14 protein-coding genes are annotated in these 17,413 nt (G+C 59.3%); 9 read left to right on the top strand and 5 right to left on the bottom strand.

All coding sequences use genetic code 11. The features are described 5' to 3' along the window. The first annotated feature begins 510 nt into the window (after positions 1 to 510). Positions 511 to 690 carry a hypothetical protein gene (locus tag ACVWZP_RS02135; protein WP_057004404.1) on the top strand — a complete coding sequence of 60 codons (180 nt, stop codon included), beginning with the start codon at positions 511 to 513 and terminating at the stop codon, positions 688 to 690. Between the two features lie 152 nt (positions 691 to 842). Here ACVWZP_RS02135 and ACVWZP_RS02140 read toward each other — a convergent pair whose 3' ends face one another. Together ACVWZP_RS02140 and ACVWZP_RS02145 are read right to left on the bottom strand one after the other, a co-directional pair. Next, positions 843 to 1,097 carry a hypothetical protein gene (locus ACVWZP_RS02140; RefSeq protein WP_457369328.1) on the bottom strand — a complete coding sequence of 85 codons (255 nt, stop codon included), beginning with the start codon at positions 1,095 to 1,097 and terminating at the stop codon, positions 843 to 845. 109 nt (positions 1,098 to 1,206) lie between these two features. Then, positions 1,207 to 1,482, bottom strand: coding sequence for a hypothetical protein (locus tag ACVWZP_RS02145; protein WP_046385245.1), 276 nt, complete (start codon positions 1,480 to 1,482; stop codon positions 1,207 to 1,209). A 592-nt stretch (positions 1,483 to 2,074) separates the two neighbouring features. Between ACVWZP_RS02145 and ACVWZP_RS02150 the strand changes: the two genes are divergently transcribed. Then, positions 2,075 to 2,533: an RcnB family protein gene (locus ACVWZP_RS02150; protein WP_261754900.1), complete on the top strand. Its 459-nt coding sequence runs from the start codon at positions 2,075 to 2,077 to the stop codon at positions 2,531 to 2,533. An 899-nt stretch (positions 2,534 to 3,432) separates the two neighbouring features. Here the strand turns inward: ACVWZP_RS02150 and ACVWZP_RS02155 are convergent. Further along, positions 3,433 to 6,036, bottom strand: a complete 2,604-nt coding sequence (locus ACVWZP_RS02155) for a cation-translocating P-type ATPase (RefSeq protein ID WP_301556358.1) — start codon at positions 6,034 to 6,036, stop codon at positions 3,433 to 3,435. 684 nt (positions 6,037 to 6,720) lie between these two features. Between ACVWZP_RS02155 and ACVWZP_RS02160 the strand changes: the two genes are divergently transcribed. The 4 genes from ACVWZP_RS02160 to ACVWZP_RS02175 all read left to right on the top strand — a co-directional run bounded on the left by ACVWZP_RS02160 (position 6,721) and on the right by ACVWZP_RS02175 (position 11,821). Further along, complete coding sequence (locus ACVWZP_RS02160; protein ID WP_026139991.1) at positions 6,721 to 8,046, top strand: OprD family porin; 1,326 nt, start codon at positions 6,721 to 6,723, stop codon at positions 8,044 to 8,046. Between the two features lie 408 nt (positions 8,047 to 8,454). After that, a complete protein-coding gene (locus ACVWZP_RS02165; RefSeq protein ID WP_017846714.1) occupies positions 8,455 to 9,168 on the top strand; it encodes a hypothetical protein in 714 nt (237 codons plus the stop codon). A 127-nt stretch (positions 9,169 to 9,295) separates the two neighbouring features. Then, positions 9,296 to 9,565 (top strand): hypothetical protein, encoded by a 270-nt coding sequence (locus ACVWZP_RS02170; protein WP_169883889.1) that lies wholly within the window; start codon positions 9,296 to 9,298, stop codon positions 9,563 to 9,565. A gap of 138 nt (positions 9,566 to 9,703) precedes the next feature. Continuing rightward, complete coding sequence (locus ACVWZP_RS02175; protein ID WP_457369329.1) at positions 9,704 to 11,821, top strand: TonB-dependent receptor family protein; 2,118 nt, start codon at positions 9,704 to 9,706, stop codon at positions 11,819 to 11,821. Here the strand turns inward: ACVWZP_RS02175 and ACVWZP_RS02180 are convergent. Both ACVWZP_RS02180 and ACVWZP_RS02185 read right to left on the bottom strand, forming a co-directional pair. Further along, positions 11,791 to 12,120, bottom strand: coding sequence for a DUF7693 family protein (locus tag ACVWZP_RS02180; protein WP_057004397.1), 330 nt, complete (start codon positions 12,118 to 12,120; stop codon positions 11,791 to 11,793). The genes ACVWZP_RS02175 and ACVWZP_RS02180 overlap by 31 nt on opposite strands. 90 nt (positions 12,121 to 12,210) lie before the next feature. Continuing rightward, the gene (locus ACVWZP_RS02185) at positions 12,211 to 14,028 is read right to left on the bottom strand and encodes a sigma-54-dependent Fis family transcriptional regulator (RefSeq protein ID WP_108525129.1); all 1,818 of its coding nucleotides are present in this window, start codon (positions 14,026 to 14,028) and stop codon (positions 12,211 to 12,213) included. A gap of 328 nt (positions 14,029 to 14,356) precedes the next feature. Here ACVWZP_RS02185 and ACVWZP_RS02190 point away from each other — a divergent pair, with 328 nt between their 5' ends. From ACVWZP_RS02190 to ACVWZP_RS02200, 3 genes are read left to right on the top strand one after another with little or no spacing between them, the layout of a single operon-like run. Next, positions 14,357 to 15,451 carry an ABC transporter ATP-binding protein gene (locus tag ACVWZP_RS02190; RefSeq protein WP_102618745.1) on the top strand — a complete coding sequence of 365 codons (1,095 nt, stop codon included), beginning with the start codon at positions 14,357 to 14,359 and terminating at the stop codon, positions 15,449 to 15,451. After that, positions 15,451 to 16,548, top strand: coding sequence for an ABC transporter ATP-binding protein (locus ACVWZP_RS02195; RefSeq protein ID WP_017846709.1), 1,098 nt, complete (start codon positions 15,451 to 15,453; stop codon positions 16,546 to 16,548). The genes ACVWZP_RS02190 and ACVWZP_RS02195 overlap by 1 nt, the downstream gene beginning before the upstream one ends. Beyond that, the gene (locus ACVWZP_RS02200) at positions 16,545 to 17,411 is read left to right on the top strand and encodes a carbohydrate ABC transporter permease (RefSeq protein ID WP_003192014.1); all 867 of its coding nucleotides are present in this window, start codon (positions 16,545 to 16,547) and stop codon (positions 17,409 to 17,411) included. Before ACVWZP_RS02195 ends, ACVWZP_RS02200 begins: the two co-directional genes overlap by 4 nt. The last annotated feature ends 2 nt before the right edge of the window (positions 17,412 to 17,413 follow it).

A 17,413-nucleotide genomic window follows, 5' to 3' on the forward strand; every position in this document is an offset into this window, starting at 1 on the left:
CTTACCTGAGCGGTGAAGCATTGGCCCACTGGGCCAAAGGGCCTCTCCCGGACACCAAAAGCTCGTAAACGCTTCACCGCTACCGTCAACAAGGGCGTCTTGCTCGCGCCATGGCCTAAGATGATTTCGTCAAGATGTGTCTTCTGTACGGTTACTTTTAACGCACGGCTTAGCGGTGTTGGTGGATTTTAGTGCTCACCCTCTCCACGGACTTGCTGTAGCGGTCGCCCCGGGCGTCGATGCACATGGCGCTCAGGTAGATCGGCCTGGCCAATTTTCCCCGGCGCGACGCTCTTCAGCGACGTGTAATTGATCATGCCCTGGCGGCCGCTCGGGCCGATGTTTATTCGCGGGCACGGCTGAATCATTGGGCTGATTTGCAGTCAAAAAATTAACCCTCTCAAGCAATTAGGACGTTCAAGATGAAGCGCGCAGCAATAACCCTTTTGGCCATTTCTGGTCTTATTCTGCTTGGTGGTTGCGTGCCTATCTGGGACGACGGAGGACGGTATGGGCATGATCGTTACAGAGGGGATGATCATGGGCGCAGATACGACCAGGGCTACGATGACCAAGGTCGGGGCCGTGGGTACGATCGCCGATACGATGATCGCGGGTATGATCGTTATCACGGTCGAGATCGTGATGATCGGGATGACTGATTCCTTGAGTATCAGTGGCGGCCTATAGCGTTATAGGCCGCGAATTCGTCCGCATCGGATGTCGCCCCTCCGAGTGTTGCCCGTCTACGCCGCGACAAAATCCGCTAAGGCCAGGGGCAAGGTGACACCCTGCTGTCATCACAGAGGGCTGAGCGATATCCGATACACGGCGCTGGTTGATCAGTCTTCCTGGTTCGCCTCGATCATCTTTTCGATGTCGGTGGCGATCGGCTTTCTCCAGTTTTTGATCCGGCCTGGCTTCAGGTCGATGTTCAGGATCAGGTAGTCGCCGTAATGCTGGGCGGGGAAGAGGTCCGGCACGTAGCCTTCATCGCACCCCACGAGCCTCGGCCACCTCGCAATAAGTCGCAGATAGCGAAACGCCCGCTCAGGGGTGGGATACGCATTCAGGTCGGGGAGGGCATCAATCGTCATGCTTGCGGCTCCAGGGGAGGGAGAAGCCAGAAACGCAGCACAAGCAAGGGCGCGCGATCAGCCTTCGAGTCCCGCAATCCTCGCGTGACCCGAAGGGTGTTAAGCGCGCTTAGATGCGAATGATCTGGGTGATGTGCGGCTTACCTTTGAGGGGGGCGTAGATTTCTACGATTGCTGCCCAGATTGCTGGCGAACCAGGCTGCTGTGCTTTGGCGTGATAGCGATAGTTTGTGCCGGCGACGACCTGGGTTGCAACCGTCTCAGGGGTGTATTGCACCCCCACAAAGCCTTCCAAGGCTTCTTTGAATACAGCATGGTCCTTTGGAGTCAGTTCGTGGTAAGCAGTCCATCCGCCAACACCAACGTAGTTTTCTTGAGCTGACATACTATAAATCTCCATATTTAAGTTCCTACTCGTTTGGCTTTTCGGAGTTCGCCCCGTCTATTGAATGGTTTCCGGAATCCATTTCCTGAGGGTGCTCCTGGGCAACGACTGTTGGTCGCAAAACAGATTCCTGGGAAGGCACCAATGCTTAACGCTTTGGTCGGGCAGGGTCAGCCATAGGCGCGCGTGCATGCCTGAGCATTTGGCTATGGAGGATGGGGTGGCGGTCACCCGCTTCAGATCCTCTTCCCTGATAGAAACAATTCACCAATGAGTGATGATTGCCAGACGTCCACGTCTTGTCCAAGGTGGCTCTGCGCATGAGGCATGCCGCTTGATGGCTTTAAGCTATCAAATACAAGGGGAATGTATGTACGTGTTTGGCAGTGCTGGGTGTAAGGCATCGACGATTGGTGAAATCGAAAGCAGCACCTGATCCCGCAATTTTTTAACCTGGAGGGGGCCTAATCGGCGGTTATCGTTGGGCGCCACGCTCCGTTAACGGATGCAGCGAGTGGGATGGGTATTACGGAACTAAAACCTTCAATACCGTCTACATTTCAGGGAGCATTCCCTTCCGGAGAAGACAGTCATGTTTAGATCACGCACGCTTGTAGCTGCTATCTGCCTTACTTTGGCCGTTGGCTCGGTGGCTGCACTCGCAGACCCTGGCAATGGGAAAGGTCAAGGCAATGGAAAAGGCAACTCACAAGGTGGTCAAGGTCATGGCAACCAGGGTAATAAGGGGAAAGGTTCCAGCGGAGACGACTGGTCTCGCGGGCCAAGCATTGACCGGGGCAGCGTATTGGGAGTGCTCGGCGGCTACCGTGACTACTGGAGCCCAGGCCCTTCACTGCCACCCGGAATACAAAAGAACCTCGCCAGAGGGAAGCCTCTTCCTCCAGGCATCGCCAAGAAGCTTGATGGTCGATTGCTGGGCAGACTTCCACATTACGACGGCTACGAATGGCAGCAGGCAGGCACGGACTTGATACTGGTCGCAATTGCTTCCGGCATAATCTACGAAGTCCTCAACGGCGCCTTCGATTAAGGCGATAACGCTTCGACGATCTATGCCAAACGCCCGCCGCCACGCGGGCGTTTTTGTATCCGCGCTAAACGCGACCATGAGCAATCGCAAGGTCGGCTGTCTCAGGGGCTGATCGTAGGCTTGCTTCACGGCTATGCCAATGCACAAACACACCAAATCCATGACAACCAAACAATCCGGCGGGGGGCAATCGAACGTGTCTATCGGGAAAGATCAAGGCACATAACAACCATTCCGATTTCGGCCATGTCGGTACTGAAAGGGATTTCGCCCAGCGCCCTGAACAATTTAGGGCCAAAGGAAAAATGCCCAGAAGAGTTGGGTGTCAGCCTGCGCCAAAAAAGCAAAGCCCCGGAGGTTCGCGGCTCCAGGGCTTCTATTTTCGCCTCCATCCCTAAACGGCTGGCGAACGTGGTCGCAGATTATCAGCGGCCCCCGGATGTTTCACTACGACTATTGGCGATAGTGTTCGATCGGCAGCACGCGGGGGGGGGCGGAATGATTTCTGCAACCTTATGCGCCCCAAGATCGGCGCGGGCTCCAACGCATTCAAAAGTGCCTTGGTGCGGTAATTATTAGAATCTAACGTATTGTTTTAAAAAGTTACTTTGGACTCCTGGAAGCCAGTGAACGTTACTGGCGATTCCAGGGTTCGAATCCTGCCGTACACCTTTTATTAAGGCGTTGACCCGAGTGAGAGGTTCGCCAACGTGACGAGTCCACTCGCCGCGTTACCCGATAATGTTCGAGGGGCGAAGCACCCGATGTTGCGCTGCTGATCCGGTTTGCTTTTCCAAAGCTGGGAGCCAATCTAAGCGATTAGCTGCTGAACAAACCTCGCCTGGGTTGCGACATGTGCAGCCCCTGGCGAACTCGGGGATCAGCACGAAAGGCTTCGCTCAGTCGCTATGCCCGCTCCTCATTCGTATTAGCCATTTCACGACTTCGAACCACATTACGCTCAGCGCGACGATGCCAAATGCGAAAAGTAGCAGTACTGGCGCGGGTGTCACGAATGAGAACAGCTGGGTAACCGGCGGAAAAAACAGCGCTATCGCCAACATGGCCAACGTTGCGAAAGCGATCCAACTGAGCTGGGTGCCAAACGCGCCAGGCCCCACCCAGCGCGTGCGGCCCCATGACTTATTGGTATGGATCAGGGCGAGGTTGGCCAGCGCCAGGACGACGAAGGTCAGTGTTCTCGCAAGCTCATCTTGCTCAGACGCTACCGGCGCAAAGAACCTCATACCCGCATACGTCGCGAGAAGCAGTATCAGTAAGCCAATGCCCTGGCAGAGGCCGCGTATCATCACTGCGCTGTCGAACAACCGTTGCTCCTTTCGACGTGGAGGAGCCTTCATCGCATCCGGCTCAAGCGGTTCGGCCTCGAACACGACCGAGCAGGCAGGGTCGATGATCAGTTGCAAGAACAAAATGTGCGCCGGCATCAGCACCATCGGCCAGCCGAAAAGCACTGGAAGCATCGATAGGCCGACGATCGGCACGTGTACGGCCACCACAAACACAATCGCCTTGCGCAAGTTGGCGAAAATGCGGCGGCCATAGCGCACGGCGGTCACCAACGACTCGAAATCATCATTGAGCAAAACCAGCGCGGCCGCCTCGCGTGCGACCTCGGTGCCACGCGCACCCATCGCAACGCCAATATCGGCTGCCTTCAGTGCAGGCGCGTCGTTGACACCGTCGCCGGTCATGGCGACGACATCACCCTGTGCACGGAACGCGCGTACCAGGCGCAGTTTCTGCTCTGGCTGAACACGGCAGAAGATCTGCGTCGTGATCAGTCGTGCGGCCAGCTCAGAATCGTTCAGTGTGGACAGTTCGGTTCCAGTGATCACCGGCGCATCGGTGCCCAGCCCGGCCTGCCTGGCGACCGACATCGCTGTGGCCGGGTGGTCGCCCGTCATCATCACCACACGGATGCCGGCGGCTCGGCACTCGGCAATAGCCTGCGGCACATCTGGACGAATCGGATCTTCGAGCCCGACCAATCCTAGAAACCTGAAGTCGAAGTCGTGCTGTAAACCGGGCAATACCTCGGCGGCGAAGGTCGCCTGTGCGACGCCGAGAACGCGAAGGCCGTCTGCCGCCATCGCCAGCACCTGAGCCGCAATGCGCGCGCTGCGAACGGGATCCATATGGCACAAATCGACGATTGCCTCGGGCGCTCCCTTTGCGGCAATGAGTCGCTCTCGTTGATTCGGTGATTGCCACACCCGCGACATTGCCAGCATCTGGGGTGACAAGGGATAGTCGTCGATCAGCGTCCAGTCGGCGTGAAGGTGCTCGGTGAGCGCCAGCAGGCTCTGCCCGGTCTCGCCGATGGCCGACTCCATCGGGTCGAAAGCATGGCGGTGGCTGGCGAGAACCGCGTACTCAAGCACACCATGGAGCGCCTCCTGCAAAGGCGTGCCGCCGTCAGTACCATCTCTGGCGACTTCATACTCAGCCTCCTCGGACCAAAGGCGCCTGACCGTCATTCTGTTAGCCGTCAGCGTACCGGTCTTGTCGACGCATAAGACGGTGGTCGCACCGAGCAATTCGACGGCAGGGATGCTACGCGCTAACACCTTCTCACGGGCGAGTCGCCAGGCGCCGAGGCCTAGAAAGAGCGTCAGTACAACCGGCAATTCCTCCGGTAGGATTGCCATCGCCAGCGTCAGGCCCGCCAGCATCCCATGCAGCCAGTCACCGCGCAGCAGCCCGAAAGCGATAGCGAGCGCCGCCGCCAGCGCCAGGCCTATGACAGCGACCCGCTTGACCACACGACGCGTTTGCTGTTGTGTCGGGGTGGGTTCCACCTCGATGTCTGCCAGTGACTGGCCAATCCGGCCCAGCGCACTGCGCTCGCCTGTGGCGGTGACACGTCCCTGGGCGGTGCCGCACGTGACCAATGTGCCTGAAAATGCCTGCGCTAGGGCCGCATCCATTGGCGGCGGCGCTGGATCACCAAGTGTATGAGACTGCGGCGCGACCAGCTTGCTGACTGGCATGGATTCTCCGGTCAGCAAGGACTCATCAATTGATAGGTTGGCGCATGTTGTCAGTTGCAGGTCAGCGGGTACGCGATCGCCTTCAGCCAGCATCACAACATCGCCAACGACCAGGTCCCGCGCGGGAACGCTGCACTCCTTACCTTCCCTTAGCACTTTAGCCCTTGGGCTGGAGAGGTCCCGCAACGCATTCAGGGAGCGTTCACTGCGCCGCTGTTGGACAAAGCTGATGCTCATCACGACGAAGACAAAGCCCAGCAACATCAGGGCTTCCTGGACATCGCCCAGCACCATGTACAAAGCGCCGCACGCGACCAGCAGGAGAAACATCGGCTCGAAGGCCACGTCACACATCAGGCGCAAGGCGCTGCGTCGGCGGGAGGCGGGGAGTTCGTTCGGCCCGTCCTGCGCCAGACGTTGCTGCACCTCTGCCTCGCACAAACCCTCAAGCGGCGTCTGCGAACCTGAATGAGGTAGCTCAGCGTTCACAACGCGGCCGTTATGAGTGGGTGATCGTGACTCGAATCAAGGGGGTGCAATGGGGCAATGTGTGTCATCAGGTTCTGTACCCCCATGGCGCTGCGATACCTGCAGGCTGGCTCTATAACGATGTGATGTCCTGTCTCGAGGCTTGTAGTCGTATCGACCTCGAGGCATGCGTCTAAGACCATCATGTAATCCGTCCTACAGGTACGCTAGCACAACGTTGCTTTAAATATTGCGGCATTCGCCGCTCTCGATAAGGGAGCCCCAAGAACGCCTGAATCAGTTTGGCCCTTTGCGGATATCCAGGCTCAGAGCGTGCCGTTTTCATCGTGCAGTTGGGACTTTAGATGTATGCGAAACATCGATGTCCAGCTCATTTCACGCGTCCGGCTGTCTTGTATAAACCTGAATTGTTACAGAAATGGAAAATTACTTTCACGGGAAACGAGGTCATTCCATCGGCGGGAAAGTGTTATAAGTTTTTCACCTTAGGCTCTGCCCTGTACTAAAAATAAACCGTTATAAAACGGTACCTTGCGCTGCGCAGTCAATGCGTTGCGACTTAGAAACCTTCTCATCTGCCATCGACTTATGACTCTTCGCTTTTGACCGCCTGACTTCAGGGGAGACCCTGCTGACTGTGCGTTGAGAGACGAGGCAGCTCTATTAAAAACAGGGGAACAAACAATGTCTTTTAAGTGGAATTTGGTGGCGCTGACGGTCTCGCTGGGTGCTAGTCAACTAGCGTCAGCCGCGGGTGTGGAGGACCAAGCGACTGCCAAGGGGTTTGTTGAAGGCAGTAGTTTGAACCTGCTGCTTCGTAACTTTTATTTTGATCGTGACGGTAAGAATTCGGCGGGTGATAAACAGGACTGGTTGCAGGTGATACAAGGCAACTTCTCCTCCGGTTTCACCCAAGGCACCATCGGTTTTGGTGTAGATGCTTACGGATACTGGGGCGTGAAGCTGGACGGTGGCAAAGGCAATGCAGGCTCTGGCAACTTGCCGGTCGACAGCAACGGCCGACCGGAGAATGACTTCAGCAGTGCAGGCGCGTCGATCAAGGCACGGTTCTCCAAGACTGAACTGCATTATGGCAACTTGCAGCCCAACAACCCGGTCCTGGCCACGGCGGGTACTCGCGCCACGCCTCAAACAGCGACTGGCTTCAACCTGTTGAGCAGCGAAATTGAAGGGTTGAACTTCGACGCCGGGCACTTCACCAGCAGTAACGGTCCGACCACGACCAACAATAGCCACGAATTGTATGCCGGTTATGCCAACATACCGGCCAAGAGCATTGACTACCTCGGTGGCAAGTACACGCTGACCGATAACTTGTCCATGAGCGTGTTTGCCTCGGACCTCAAGGACGTCTGGCATCAATACTACGGTAATGCCAACTACACGATTCCGTTCACTGCCGATCAATCATTGAACCTGGACTTCAACATCTACCGCACCACCGACTCCGGCCAGTCCAAAGCCGGTTCCATCAACAACACCACTTGGTCGTTGGCAGCGGCGTACTCTTTCCTGAGTGCTCATACCGTCACACTGGCATTCCAGAAGGTTCACGGCGACACGCCGTTCGACTATGTGGCCGTGGGTAATAACAAGTCGGGTGATCTGGCCGACTCCATCTTCCTGGCCAACTCGGTTCAATATTCTGACTTTAACGGCCCAGGCGAAAAGTCCTGGCAGGCCCGTTATGACTTGAACATGGCGACTTATGGCGTGCCAGGGCTGAGTTTTATGACGCGCTACCTCAACGGTGACAATATCGACGGCACGCACATGCCGGTCGGCAGCGCCTACCGTGCCTATGGTTATGGTGCTGACGGCAAGCACCATGAAACCAACTTTGAAGCCAAATACGTGGTGCAGAGCGGCCCGGTCAAAGACTTGTCGATGCGCGTGCGTCAAGCCTGGCACCGCGGTAACGCTGATCAGGCGGAAGGGGATTACAACGAAACCCGTCTGATCGTGGATTACCCAATCTCGATTTTCTAAGCGGACGATCGCCGGTCAAGCCCGGAAGACGCAACGCATTGACGGCCAGTTTCAGCTCTGCTGAAGCTGGCGTTTTTGTTTGTATAACGCGTTCTTTGTCGGCGGGAGGCTATGTCCGACGCTTGCCCTACAAGGTTGAGGTTCCCGTTTTGGCAGCCTGAATCTGCGGATCGTTACGCGCTTGTGCTGATTCGGGTGCCGACCGGCCCTGAGGTCGCTTTGTTGCGAAACCCACTGACATGCGCTGGGCATTTCTCATGACCTTCCGGATGTTCTGTTGCCCAATCCTGCACTTTTTCGGATTTTTCGGATCTATCTCTATCCCAGCCATACTCATACTGCGTGTGGACATAAGAACTAGACCTGGTGCCGATGGATCATACGTTCCCGCCTCTTACCTGCCGATGGATGAACCGCCCGCGCTGGCTCGTCCTCGTGTTTCTGCTCTGCACCACCGCCTGCAGCCAGCAACAGGGGCGCGATATCGCCAGGCAATTCAGCAATGGCAAGCCTGATGAGTTTCTCCAGACCAGCGTCGACCGCATGGCCACCCTCGGCATGCGCGATAACCTGCAAAGCCTGTATCTGCTGATGAACAAGCTGTACCTGCGCAACCCCAACCAGTGGCGGCAGTCGGGTTACCTGGACGCGGTGAGCGCGGCGCGGGAAATCCGTTCGGCCATCGAAAACCGTCAACCGCTGCCCGCCCTGGGGGATCGTCGCGATCTGGCGGCCCTGAGTTACTCCTTGAGCCCCGAGTTTCGCGGCGATCGGGTCGGAGCGTTTATCTATGCGATTGGCAGCATGCTGGTGACTGCACATGGCGGGCGCACCCGGTTCTATATCTCTGACACGATCAACCCGCAATTCGTCAGCAACGCGGCGCGCAATATCGAAAAGGCCACCTGGCTGCTCAGCCAGCGTCAGGATGCCAATGGCGTGCTGCTGCTGTTTTCCAACGAGATCTCGGAGGAGGGCAGCAACCTCAGTTTCGCCGTCGAGTTCGGCAAGATCGTCGCGCGGCTCGACCTGCTGACCCAGATGCTCGATGAGCGCTACCGACGCATTGGCGTCAATTACGCGCAAAGCCTGTTGCTGATGAATTTTCTGCCGGTGCAGTGAGCGTTAGGACCGTTGAGTGCGGTGTTTCCGTTTCCTCTGTAGGAAGTGCCCTATCTTGCACTGTACTGCTTGAAACGCCCATCTGTCGGCAATAGCCTCGGACTTTTCTTAAATATGAGGCCCTACCTTGGGTAAGCGAAAAACGGTTTGGCCCACGGATCGCGAAATCCGCCTGCGATTTATCCTGTTTGCGGTGATTGACGCCGCGAGTGCGCAAGGCGTTTCTGCCGAGCTGTTGTTACCGGCACACAAACTGCTGCAGGAGTCGCCGACCGAAGCGCAATTTCGCGACGCCCTCAACAGCATTCTGACGACCGACGAAATGTACGGGTTCCGCTTTCCGGCGGGGTCGGAGGCGGATGACTTCATGTGCGCGCTGGCGTCCGCCGCGGGCTAGGAGACAGGTAGTTTTTTCAGGGACCGGGAAGGCTCTGCGCCGTGAATAAGGCGTGACCTGGCGAGCGTCCCGGTCTTCCCATCACAGTTCGCGTGCGAGGCCTGGCCTTCACGCCCCCGCATTCCAAGGACCCGCCCCATGTTGCTGCGCCAACCCCCGCTGCTTTTTGCTGCCCTGACCCTCAGTTCCCTTGTGCAGGCCGAAGACCTGCAACTGGCGCCGGTCGAAGTCACCACCAGCGAGGCCAGCGCGGCTGAAGTGGCGCAGGCGCAGCTCAAGCGCGTGCCCGGCGGCACCAATTACATCGACATGGGCAGCGTGCAACAGGGGCGGGTGAGCACCAACGAGGACGTGTTCAAGTATCAGGCTGGGGTGTACGCCAAGGCGGCGAATAATGAAGGCGTCAAACTCTCGATCCGTGGCTCGGGCCTCAACCGCAGCCCCGGCGCCCATGCTTCCGGGTTGTACGAGACGCTCGACGGCTTGCCGCTGACAGGCCCCGGCGGTACGCCCTATGAACTCAAGGACCCCTTGTGGCAAAGCCGCGTCGAGGTGCTGCGCGGTGCCAACGGTTTTGACCGGGGCGCGCTGGCCCTGGGTGGGGCGGTCAATTACGTGACCCACACCGGCTACGACGCCCCCAAGCTGCAAGTGCGCTACGAAGCGGGCAGTCGTGGTTATGCCCAGCGCGAGATCAGTTCGGGCCAGGTGCTGGGAGATGCCGACTATTACATCAGCCTCACCGATTCCGAATCCGACGGCTATCAGCAGCAGAGCGCCGGCACGGGCAAGGGCGTCGCGGCCAACTTCGGCTACCGTTTCAACCCGAACCTGGAGACGCGCTTTTACTTTCGCTACCGCGAAACCACCAACGACACGCCAGGCAAGCTCACGCGCTACCAGATCAGCCATGATCCGCGTGCCGCCAACAGCCTCAACGCCGCCCGCGATTCAAAACGCCTGCAACCGGGCTCCACCTGGATCGCCAACAAGACCACGTTGCAGCTCGACGACAACGCACGGCTCGAAGTCGGCCTGGCCTATCACGACTACCCGATGGACCTGCGCGAGGGCACCAATCGCCTGAAAGTCGCCTACACCGATATCAGCGGCACGCTGAACTACATTCGCCAGGACACCCTGTTCGGTCACGACAGTAAAACCACGATCGGCCTGCGCACCACCCAGGCGATGCCCAACAATGGCGCGTCGGAATACGTGCGAATTCCTGTCGGCAATACCGCAGGCTATGCCCCCGGCACCAAGACCCGCGACTACAGCTACCTGGGCTCCGACACGGTGCTGCATATCGGCAACGACCTGGAACTGGTCCCGGACCTGTGGCTGACCACCGGCCTGGCCGCGATCTACACCCGCCGCGAAACCCAGGTGACCTATCCCGACGGCCAGGCGCCGCTCAGTCAACATGACTGGGACTATGCGCCGCGCATCGGCCTGCGCTATGACTTCACCCCGCAATTGCAGGTGTACGGCAACCTGAGCCGCTCGGTCGAGCCGCCGCATGCCTGGTCGATGATCTGGGGTTCCAACAAATACTTCGGGCCGGGCAGCGGCCCGGCCACCGGCCTGCAACGCGAAGGCGTGAGTTTGAAAAACCAGACCGCCACCACCCTGGAAGTCGGCGGCCGTGGTGACGCGTGGTTCGGCCAATGGGACCTGGCACTGTACCGCTCGGAAGTGCGCCACGAGTTGCTCACCGTTGAAACCCAGGCCCAGACCCCCACCAGCAACGCGATCCTCGCCGAGGCCAACGCCAGCCCCACGGTTCACCAAGGTGTCGAACTGAGCCTGCTCAGCCCGCTGTGGGACGGCGGCGGCAGCGGTAAGCTCGCCCTGCGCCAGGCTTACACCTTCAGCGACTTCCACTACCGCAACGACGACCGCTTCGGCGACAACACCTTGCCGGGCATTCCCAAGCACTACTACCAGGCACAGTTGCGCTACAGCCATCCGACCGGTTTCTACACCAGCCTCAACACCGAGCATTCCTCGCGGGTGGCGGTGGATTACGCCAATTCCTACTACGCGGCGGCCTATACCTTACTCGGCGCCACGTTCGGCTACGACGCCCCGCAGCAGGACTGGCAAGCCTGGGTCGACCTGCGCAACCTGACCAACCGCCGCTACGCCAACACCGTCACCCCGGGTTATGACGACAATGGCCTGGACGCCGCCCGCTCCACGCCCGGGGACGGTCGGGGCATCTACACCGGCGTGTCGTGGAGCTGGCGCTGAGACACCGACAACAGGCGCTCGACTTGCGCGTGCTCCCACGTACTCATCAATGCCACTGGGTTGGTGCCATAGCGTTGCCAGCTGTCCAATGAGCCATGCCGCCCGTCGGGTGAGCGGCAGTGCTGGCACCCCACCAGCACCGTACCTTGGGTCAGCAGCACCATCCGCCAGCCGTCGGTTTCCACGCTCACCGTGTCATCCGCTGCCGCGCAGGCGCTGATGACCCGCGTTTCCAGGGCCATATCCTTGAGCACTTGATAAGCCTCCCGTGCAGAAACGGTGGCGGCGGTTGCGGTCATCGGCGGTGTCCTCGTGATGGAGCGGCGCAGTGTCGCGTGCGGGCGAGGCGGTTTCAAGCCTGAGGGCAGCGGTCGATTGCTGCCCGGGTTTCAGTCATTGCCTTGGCGCAGGCGCTTGTACAGGGTGTTGCGGCTCACGCCGAGTTCCCGCGCCAGGTGGGAAATATTCCCGCCTGCCGCTTTCAAGCGCCGCGTCAGGTCAATGCTGTCCTCCAGAGGCGCGCTGGTGGGCAGCGGCGCCGTCACGTTCAGATCGACGAAGAAGTCGTCCGGCAGATGCTCCGGGCGGATCGGCTGCTCCTCGGCCATGGCCAACGCCACCTGCAACACACTGCTGACCTGGCGCAAATTGCCCGGCCACGGGTGCTGCTCGAACAACGCCAACACCTCGGCGCTCAGCCCGGCCCATTGCTTCGGTTCGCGGTGTTGCTGCCACAGTTGTTGGAACAACGCCCGCTTGTCAGTGCGCTCGCGCAGTGGCGGCAACTCCAGGGTCAGCCCGCCAATGCGGTAGTACAAATCCTCACGGAAGCGCCCGGCCTGCACCTGCTCGCGTAGCACATGGTTGGTGGCGGAGATGATGCGCAAATCCACCGGGAACAACTCGCTGCTGCCCACCGGTTGCACGCAGCGTTCCTGTAAGACCCGCAGCAAGCGGGCCTGGGTCGGCAGTGGCATATCACCGATCTCGTCGAGAAACAGCGTGCCCTTGTCGGCCTTGCGGATCAGGCCGACGCTGCCTTTTTGATTGGCGCCGGTGAAGGCGCCTTTTTCGTAGCCGAACAGTTCCGATTCCACCAGCTCAGCGGGAATCGCCGCACAGTTCACCGCGATAAATGCCTGTTGGCTGCGCGAACTGGCCTGGTGCAGGGCTTTGACGAATACCTCTTTGCCCACGCCGGTTTCACCGTGGATCAGCAGCGGAATGTCCTTTTCCAGCAGGCGCTCGGCCTGGCGCACGGCTTTTTCCACGCGCACATCGCCAAAATGCAGGGTCTTGAGGCTGATCGGTGCGGCTTGCGGCGGTGCCGGTTCGCTGAAAACCCGCGCGTGTACCGGCATCTGCTTGGGCCGCTTCAACAAACACTGGAAGCGATTGCGGCCGGCCGCCTGCAAGGAGAACGGCAAACCCTCCGGCTGATTCAGTAACTCCAGCATCGACACCTTGAACAAGCGGTCGATCATCACCCGCGACAGGCTGATGCCCAGCAGGTTGTCGGCGCGGCGGTTGGCCGATAACACCTGGCCGCTTTCATCAAAGATCAGCAAGCCCGCCCATTGGCTGTCGAGGTTGTTCAGCCCGGTGTTGAAGGTCAGCTGGAAATGCTCGCCGCGAAACAGGTTGAGGATCAGCCGGTTTTCCACGGTCTGGCTCATCATCTTGACCATGCCCAGGGTGTGGGAGGGCGGCAGGTAGCTGTCGCTGGACACGTCCAGCACCGCGATGATTTCGCGCTGGGCGTCGAAGATCGGCGCCGCCGAACCGGTCATGAAGCGGTTGGCCTTGAGGAAGTGTTCATCGTGTTCGATATGCACCGCCTGGGCACAGGCCAGCGCGGTGCCGATGGCATTGGTGCCGCTGGAACGCTCCATCCAGCTGGCGCCGGGGCTGAAGCCACGGGCCAACTTGGGGTCGATAAAGCGCTGGGTGCCCCACGACGTCAAAACCTGGCCCTGGTTGTCGGCCAGCATGATCAGGCAGTTGGAGTTGCTCAGGATGTTCTCGTAGTAAGGCAACACTTCCTGGTGGGTGGTCTGCACCAGGGAATGCTGGCTCTCCAGCAATTGGCTGATGCCCTCGGCGGGCAGTTGGTCAAAGCTGGGTGGGCTCTGGTGGTCCAGGCCGAATGCGCGGCAGCGGCGCCAGGACTCCTGGATGAGGGTGTCGTGAGTCAGCGGTTCGGCCATGGAGACCTTCTTTTTATTGTTTTTGGGTCTTGCGCAATCTAACGGATGTCACCCGGTCAATGTGGGAGGGGGCAAGTCGAATAGTCGCACCGCCCCTCCCGCATGTGTTCTGCGTTGTTCAGTCAATCGGGTTCAAACAGTGTTGTTCAGAACTGTTCATTGTCAACCCGCTGAGTGTTCAGTTGTTCAGTCCGAATTGTTCATTTTTGTTCGCTCCCGAACCTCGCTTTCAGTGCATTTCCTTGTGGATCAAGCACCTGCTGCGGTTGGCACGAAACTCGCTGTGACCACTGGCCAGATTCATTCCAATAATAAAAAAGGGCGTGTCATGTCATTGACCCTGGAACATGTCTCCCGCGTCATCGAAGGCCAGACCTGGATCGACGACGCCAATCTGCGTTTCGAGGCCGGCTCCTTCAATGTGCTGCTCGGTCGCACCCTGTCCGGCAAGACCAGCCTGATGCGCCTGATGGCCGGCCTGGACAAGCCCGACAGCGGCCGCATCCTGATGAACGGCGTGGATGTCACCGCTAAACCGGTGCGCCTGCGCAACGTGTCGATGGTGTATCAACAGTTCATCAACTACCCGACCATGACCGTGTTCGAGAACATCGCCTCGCCGTTGCGCCAGGCCGGTGTGTCCAACGAGCTGATCCAGAGCAAGGTGCTGGAAACCGCGAAGATGCTGCGCATCGAGAAGTTCCTCAAGCGCCACCCGCTGGAGCTGTCCGGCGGCCAGCAGCAACGCACGGCGATGGCCCGCGCGTTGGTGAAGGATGCCGAACTGATCCTGTTCGATGAGCCGTTGGTGAACCTGGACTACAAACTGCGCGAAGAGCTGCGTCAGGAAATGCGCGAGCTGTTCAAGGCCCGCCACACCATTGCGATTTACGCCACCACCGAGCCCAACGAAGCGCTGGCACTCGGCGGCACCACCACCATCCTCCACGAAGGCCGGGTGATCCAGAGCGGCAAGGCGGCCGAGGTCTATCACCAGCCGCAGACCGTATTGGCCGCCGAGTTGTTTTCCGAACCGCCGATCAACCTGATGCCGGGCAGCATCAGCGGCAATGAAGTGAGCTTCGCCAATTTCGTACACTTCCCACTCAATGTTGACCTGCGTCCCATCGGCGAGGGCGAGTTCCGCTTTGGCGTGCGCCCCAGCCATATCAGCCTGGTGCCCAGCAACGACGACGACCTCGAACTGGCGGTGACCGTGGAAGTCGCCGAGATCAGCGGCTCGGAAACCTTCCTGCATGTGCGCAGCGAGCATTTCCTGCTGGTGCTGCACTTGCCGGGGGTGCATGAGTACGACGTCGACGCGCCGATCCGTGTGTATATCCCCACCCATAAACTGTTTGTGTTCGATGGCCAGGGCCGTTTGGTCCAGGCCCCCGGACGCCGTGTCGCGAGGGTTGCCTGATGGCCGAGATCCATTTGCAGAACCTGGCGCACAGCTACAGCCCTACGCCGACAGGTCCCGAGGACTACGCCATTCGGGAAATGAACCACGTATGGGAGCAGGGCGGCGCCTACGCCTTGCTCGGGCCTTCGGGCTGCGGCAAATCAACCCTGCTCAATATCATCTCCGGCCTGCTCAGCCCGTCCGAAGGGCACGTGCTGTTCGACCATAAAGTGGTCAACGAGCTGACCCCGGAAAAACGCAACATCGCCCAGGTGTTCCAGTTCCCGGTGGTGTACGACACCATGACGGTGTTCGACAACCTGGCTTTCCCGTTGCGTAACCAGGGCATGGCCGAGGCGAAAATTCACAGCAAGGTGCAGGAAATCGCCGAAGTCCTCGACCTGCAAAGCCTGCTGAGCAAAAAGGCACGCAACCTCACCGCCGACGAAAAACAGAAAGTCTCCATGGGCCGGGGCCTGGTGCGCGACGACGTCTCGGCGATCCTGTTCGATGAACCGCTGACGGTGATCGACCCGCACCTCAAATGGAAACTGCGACGCAAGCTCAAGCAGATCCACGAGCAGTTCAATATCACCATGGTCTACGTGACCCACGACCAGCTGGAAGCCTCGACCTTCGCCGACAAGATCGCGGTGATGTACGGCGGGCAAATCGTGCAATTCGGCACGCCGCGGGAGTTGTTCGAGCGGCCGAGCCATACGTTTGTCGGCTATTTCATCGGCAGCCCTGGGATGAATCTGATCGAAGTGCAGGCCGAGGCCGGCGGAGTGCGCTTTGCCGACACCCATCTGCGGTTGTCCGAGGCCGTGCAGCAACGCCTCGCCGACACGCCCTACACGACCTTGCAGGTGGGTATCCGCCCGGAATTCATTCATGTGTGGGATGAGCATAACCCTGACGCACTGCAAGCCGACGTCACCCATATTGAAGACCTCGGCACCTACAAGATCCTGACCCTGAACCTGGACGGCGCCACCCTGAAAGTGCGCCTGGCCGAAGACAAACCGGTGCCCGAAGGCACCGCCTCTATCAGCTTCCCCGCGCAGTGGCTGATGCTCTACGCCGACGATTACCTGCTGGAGGTGCGGCCATGAATAAGGTGCAGAACAACAAGGCCTGGTGGTTGGTGTTGCCGGTGTTCCTGCTGGTGGCATTCAGTGCGGTGATCCCGATGATGACGGTGGTCAACTACTCGGTGCAGGACATTTTCGACCAGTCCAGCCGCTATTTCGTCGGCGCCGACTGGTACAAACAGGTGCTGCTCGACCCGCGTCTGCACGACTCGCTGCTGCGCCAGTTCATCTACTCGGCGTGCGTGCTGCTGATCGAAATCCCGCTGGGCATCGCCATCGCCCTGACCATGCCGACCAAGGGCCGCTGGTCGTCGCTGGTGCTGATCATCCTCGCCATTCCGTTGCTGATTCCGTGGAACGTGGTGGGCACCATCTGGCAGATTTTCGGCCGCGCCGATATCGGCCTGCTCGGCTCTACCCTCAATGCGCTGGGCATCAGCTACAACTACGCGGCCAACACCATGGACGCCTGGGTCACGGTGCTGGTGATGGATGTCTGGCACTGGACCTCCCTGGTGGCGCTGCTGTGCTACTCGGGGCTGCGCGCTATTCCAGATGTGTACTACCAGGCGGCGCGTATCGATCGGGCGTCGGCCTGGGCGGTTTTCCGACATATCCAGCTGCCGAAGATGAAAAGTGTGCTGCTGATCGCGGTGATGCTGCGCTTCATGGACAGTTTCATGATCTACACCGAGCCCTTCGTACTGACCGGTGGCGGGCCGGGTAACGCCACCACGTTCCTCAGCCAGACGCTGACCCAGATGGCTGTCGGCCAATTCGACCTGGGCCCGGCCGCGGCGTTTTCCCTGGTGTACTTCCTGATCATCCTGTTGGTGTCCTGGCTGTTCTACACCGCCATGACCCATTCCGACGCCAACCGCTGAGG

It is taken from the genome of Pseudomonas sp. TE36184, from assembly GCF_054060055.1.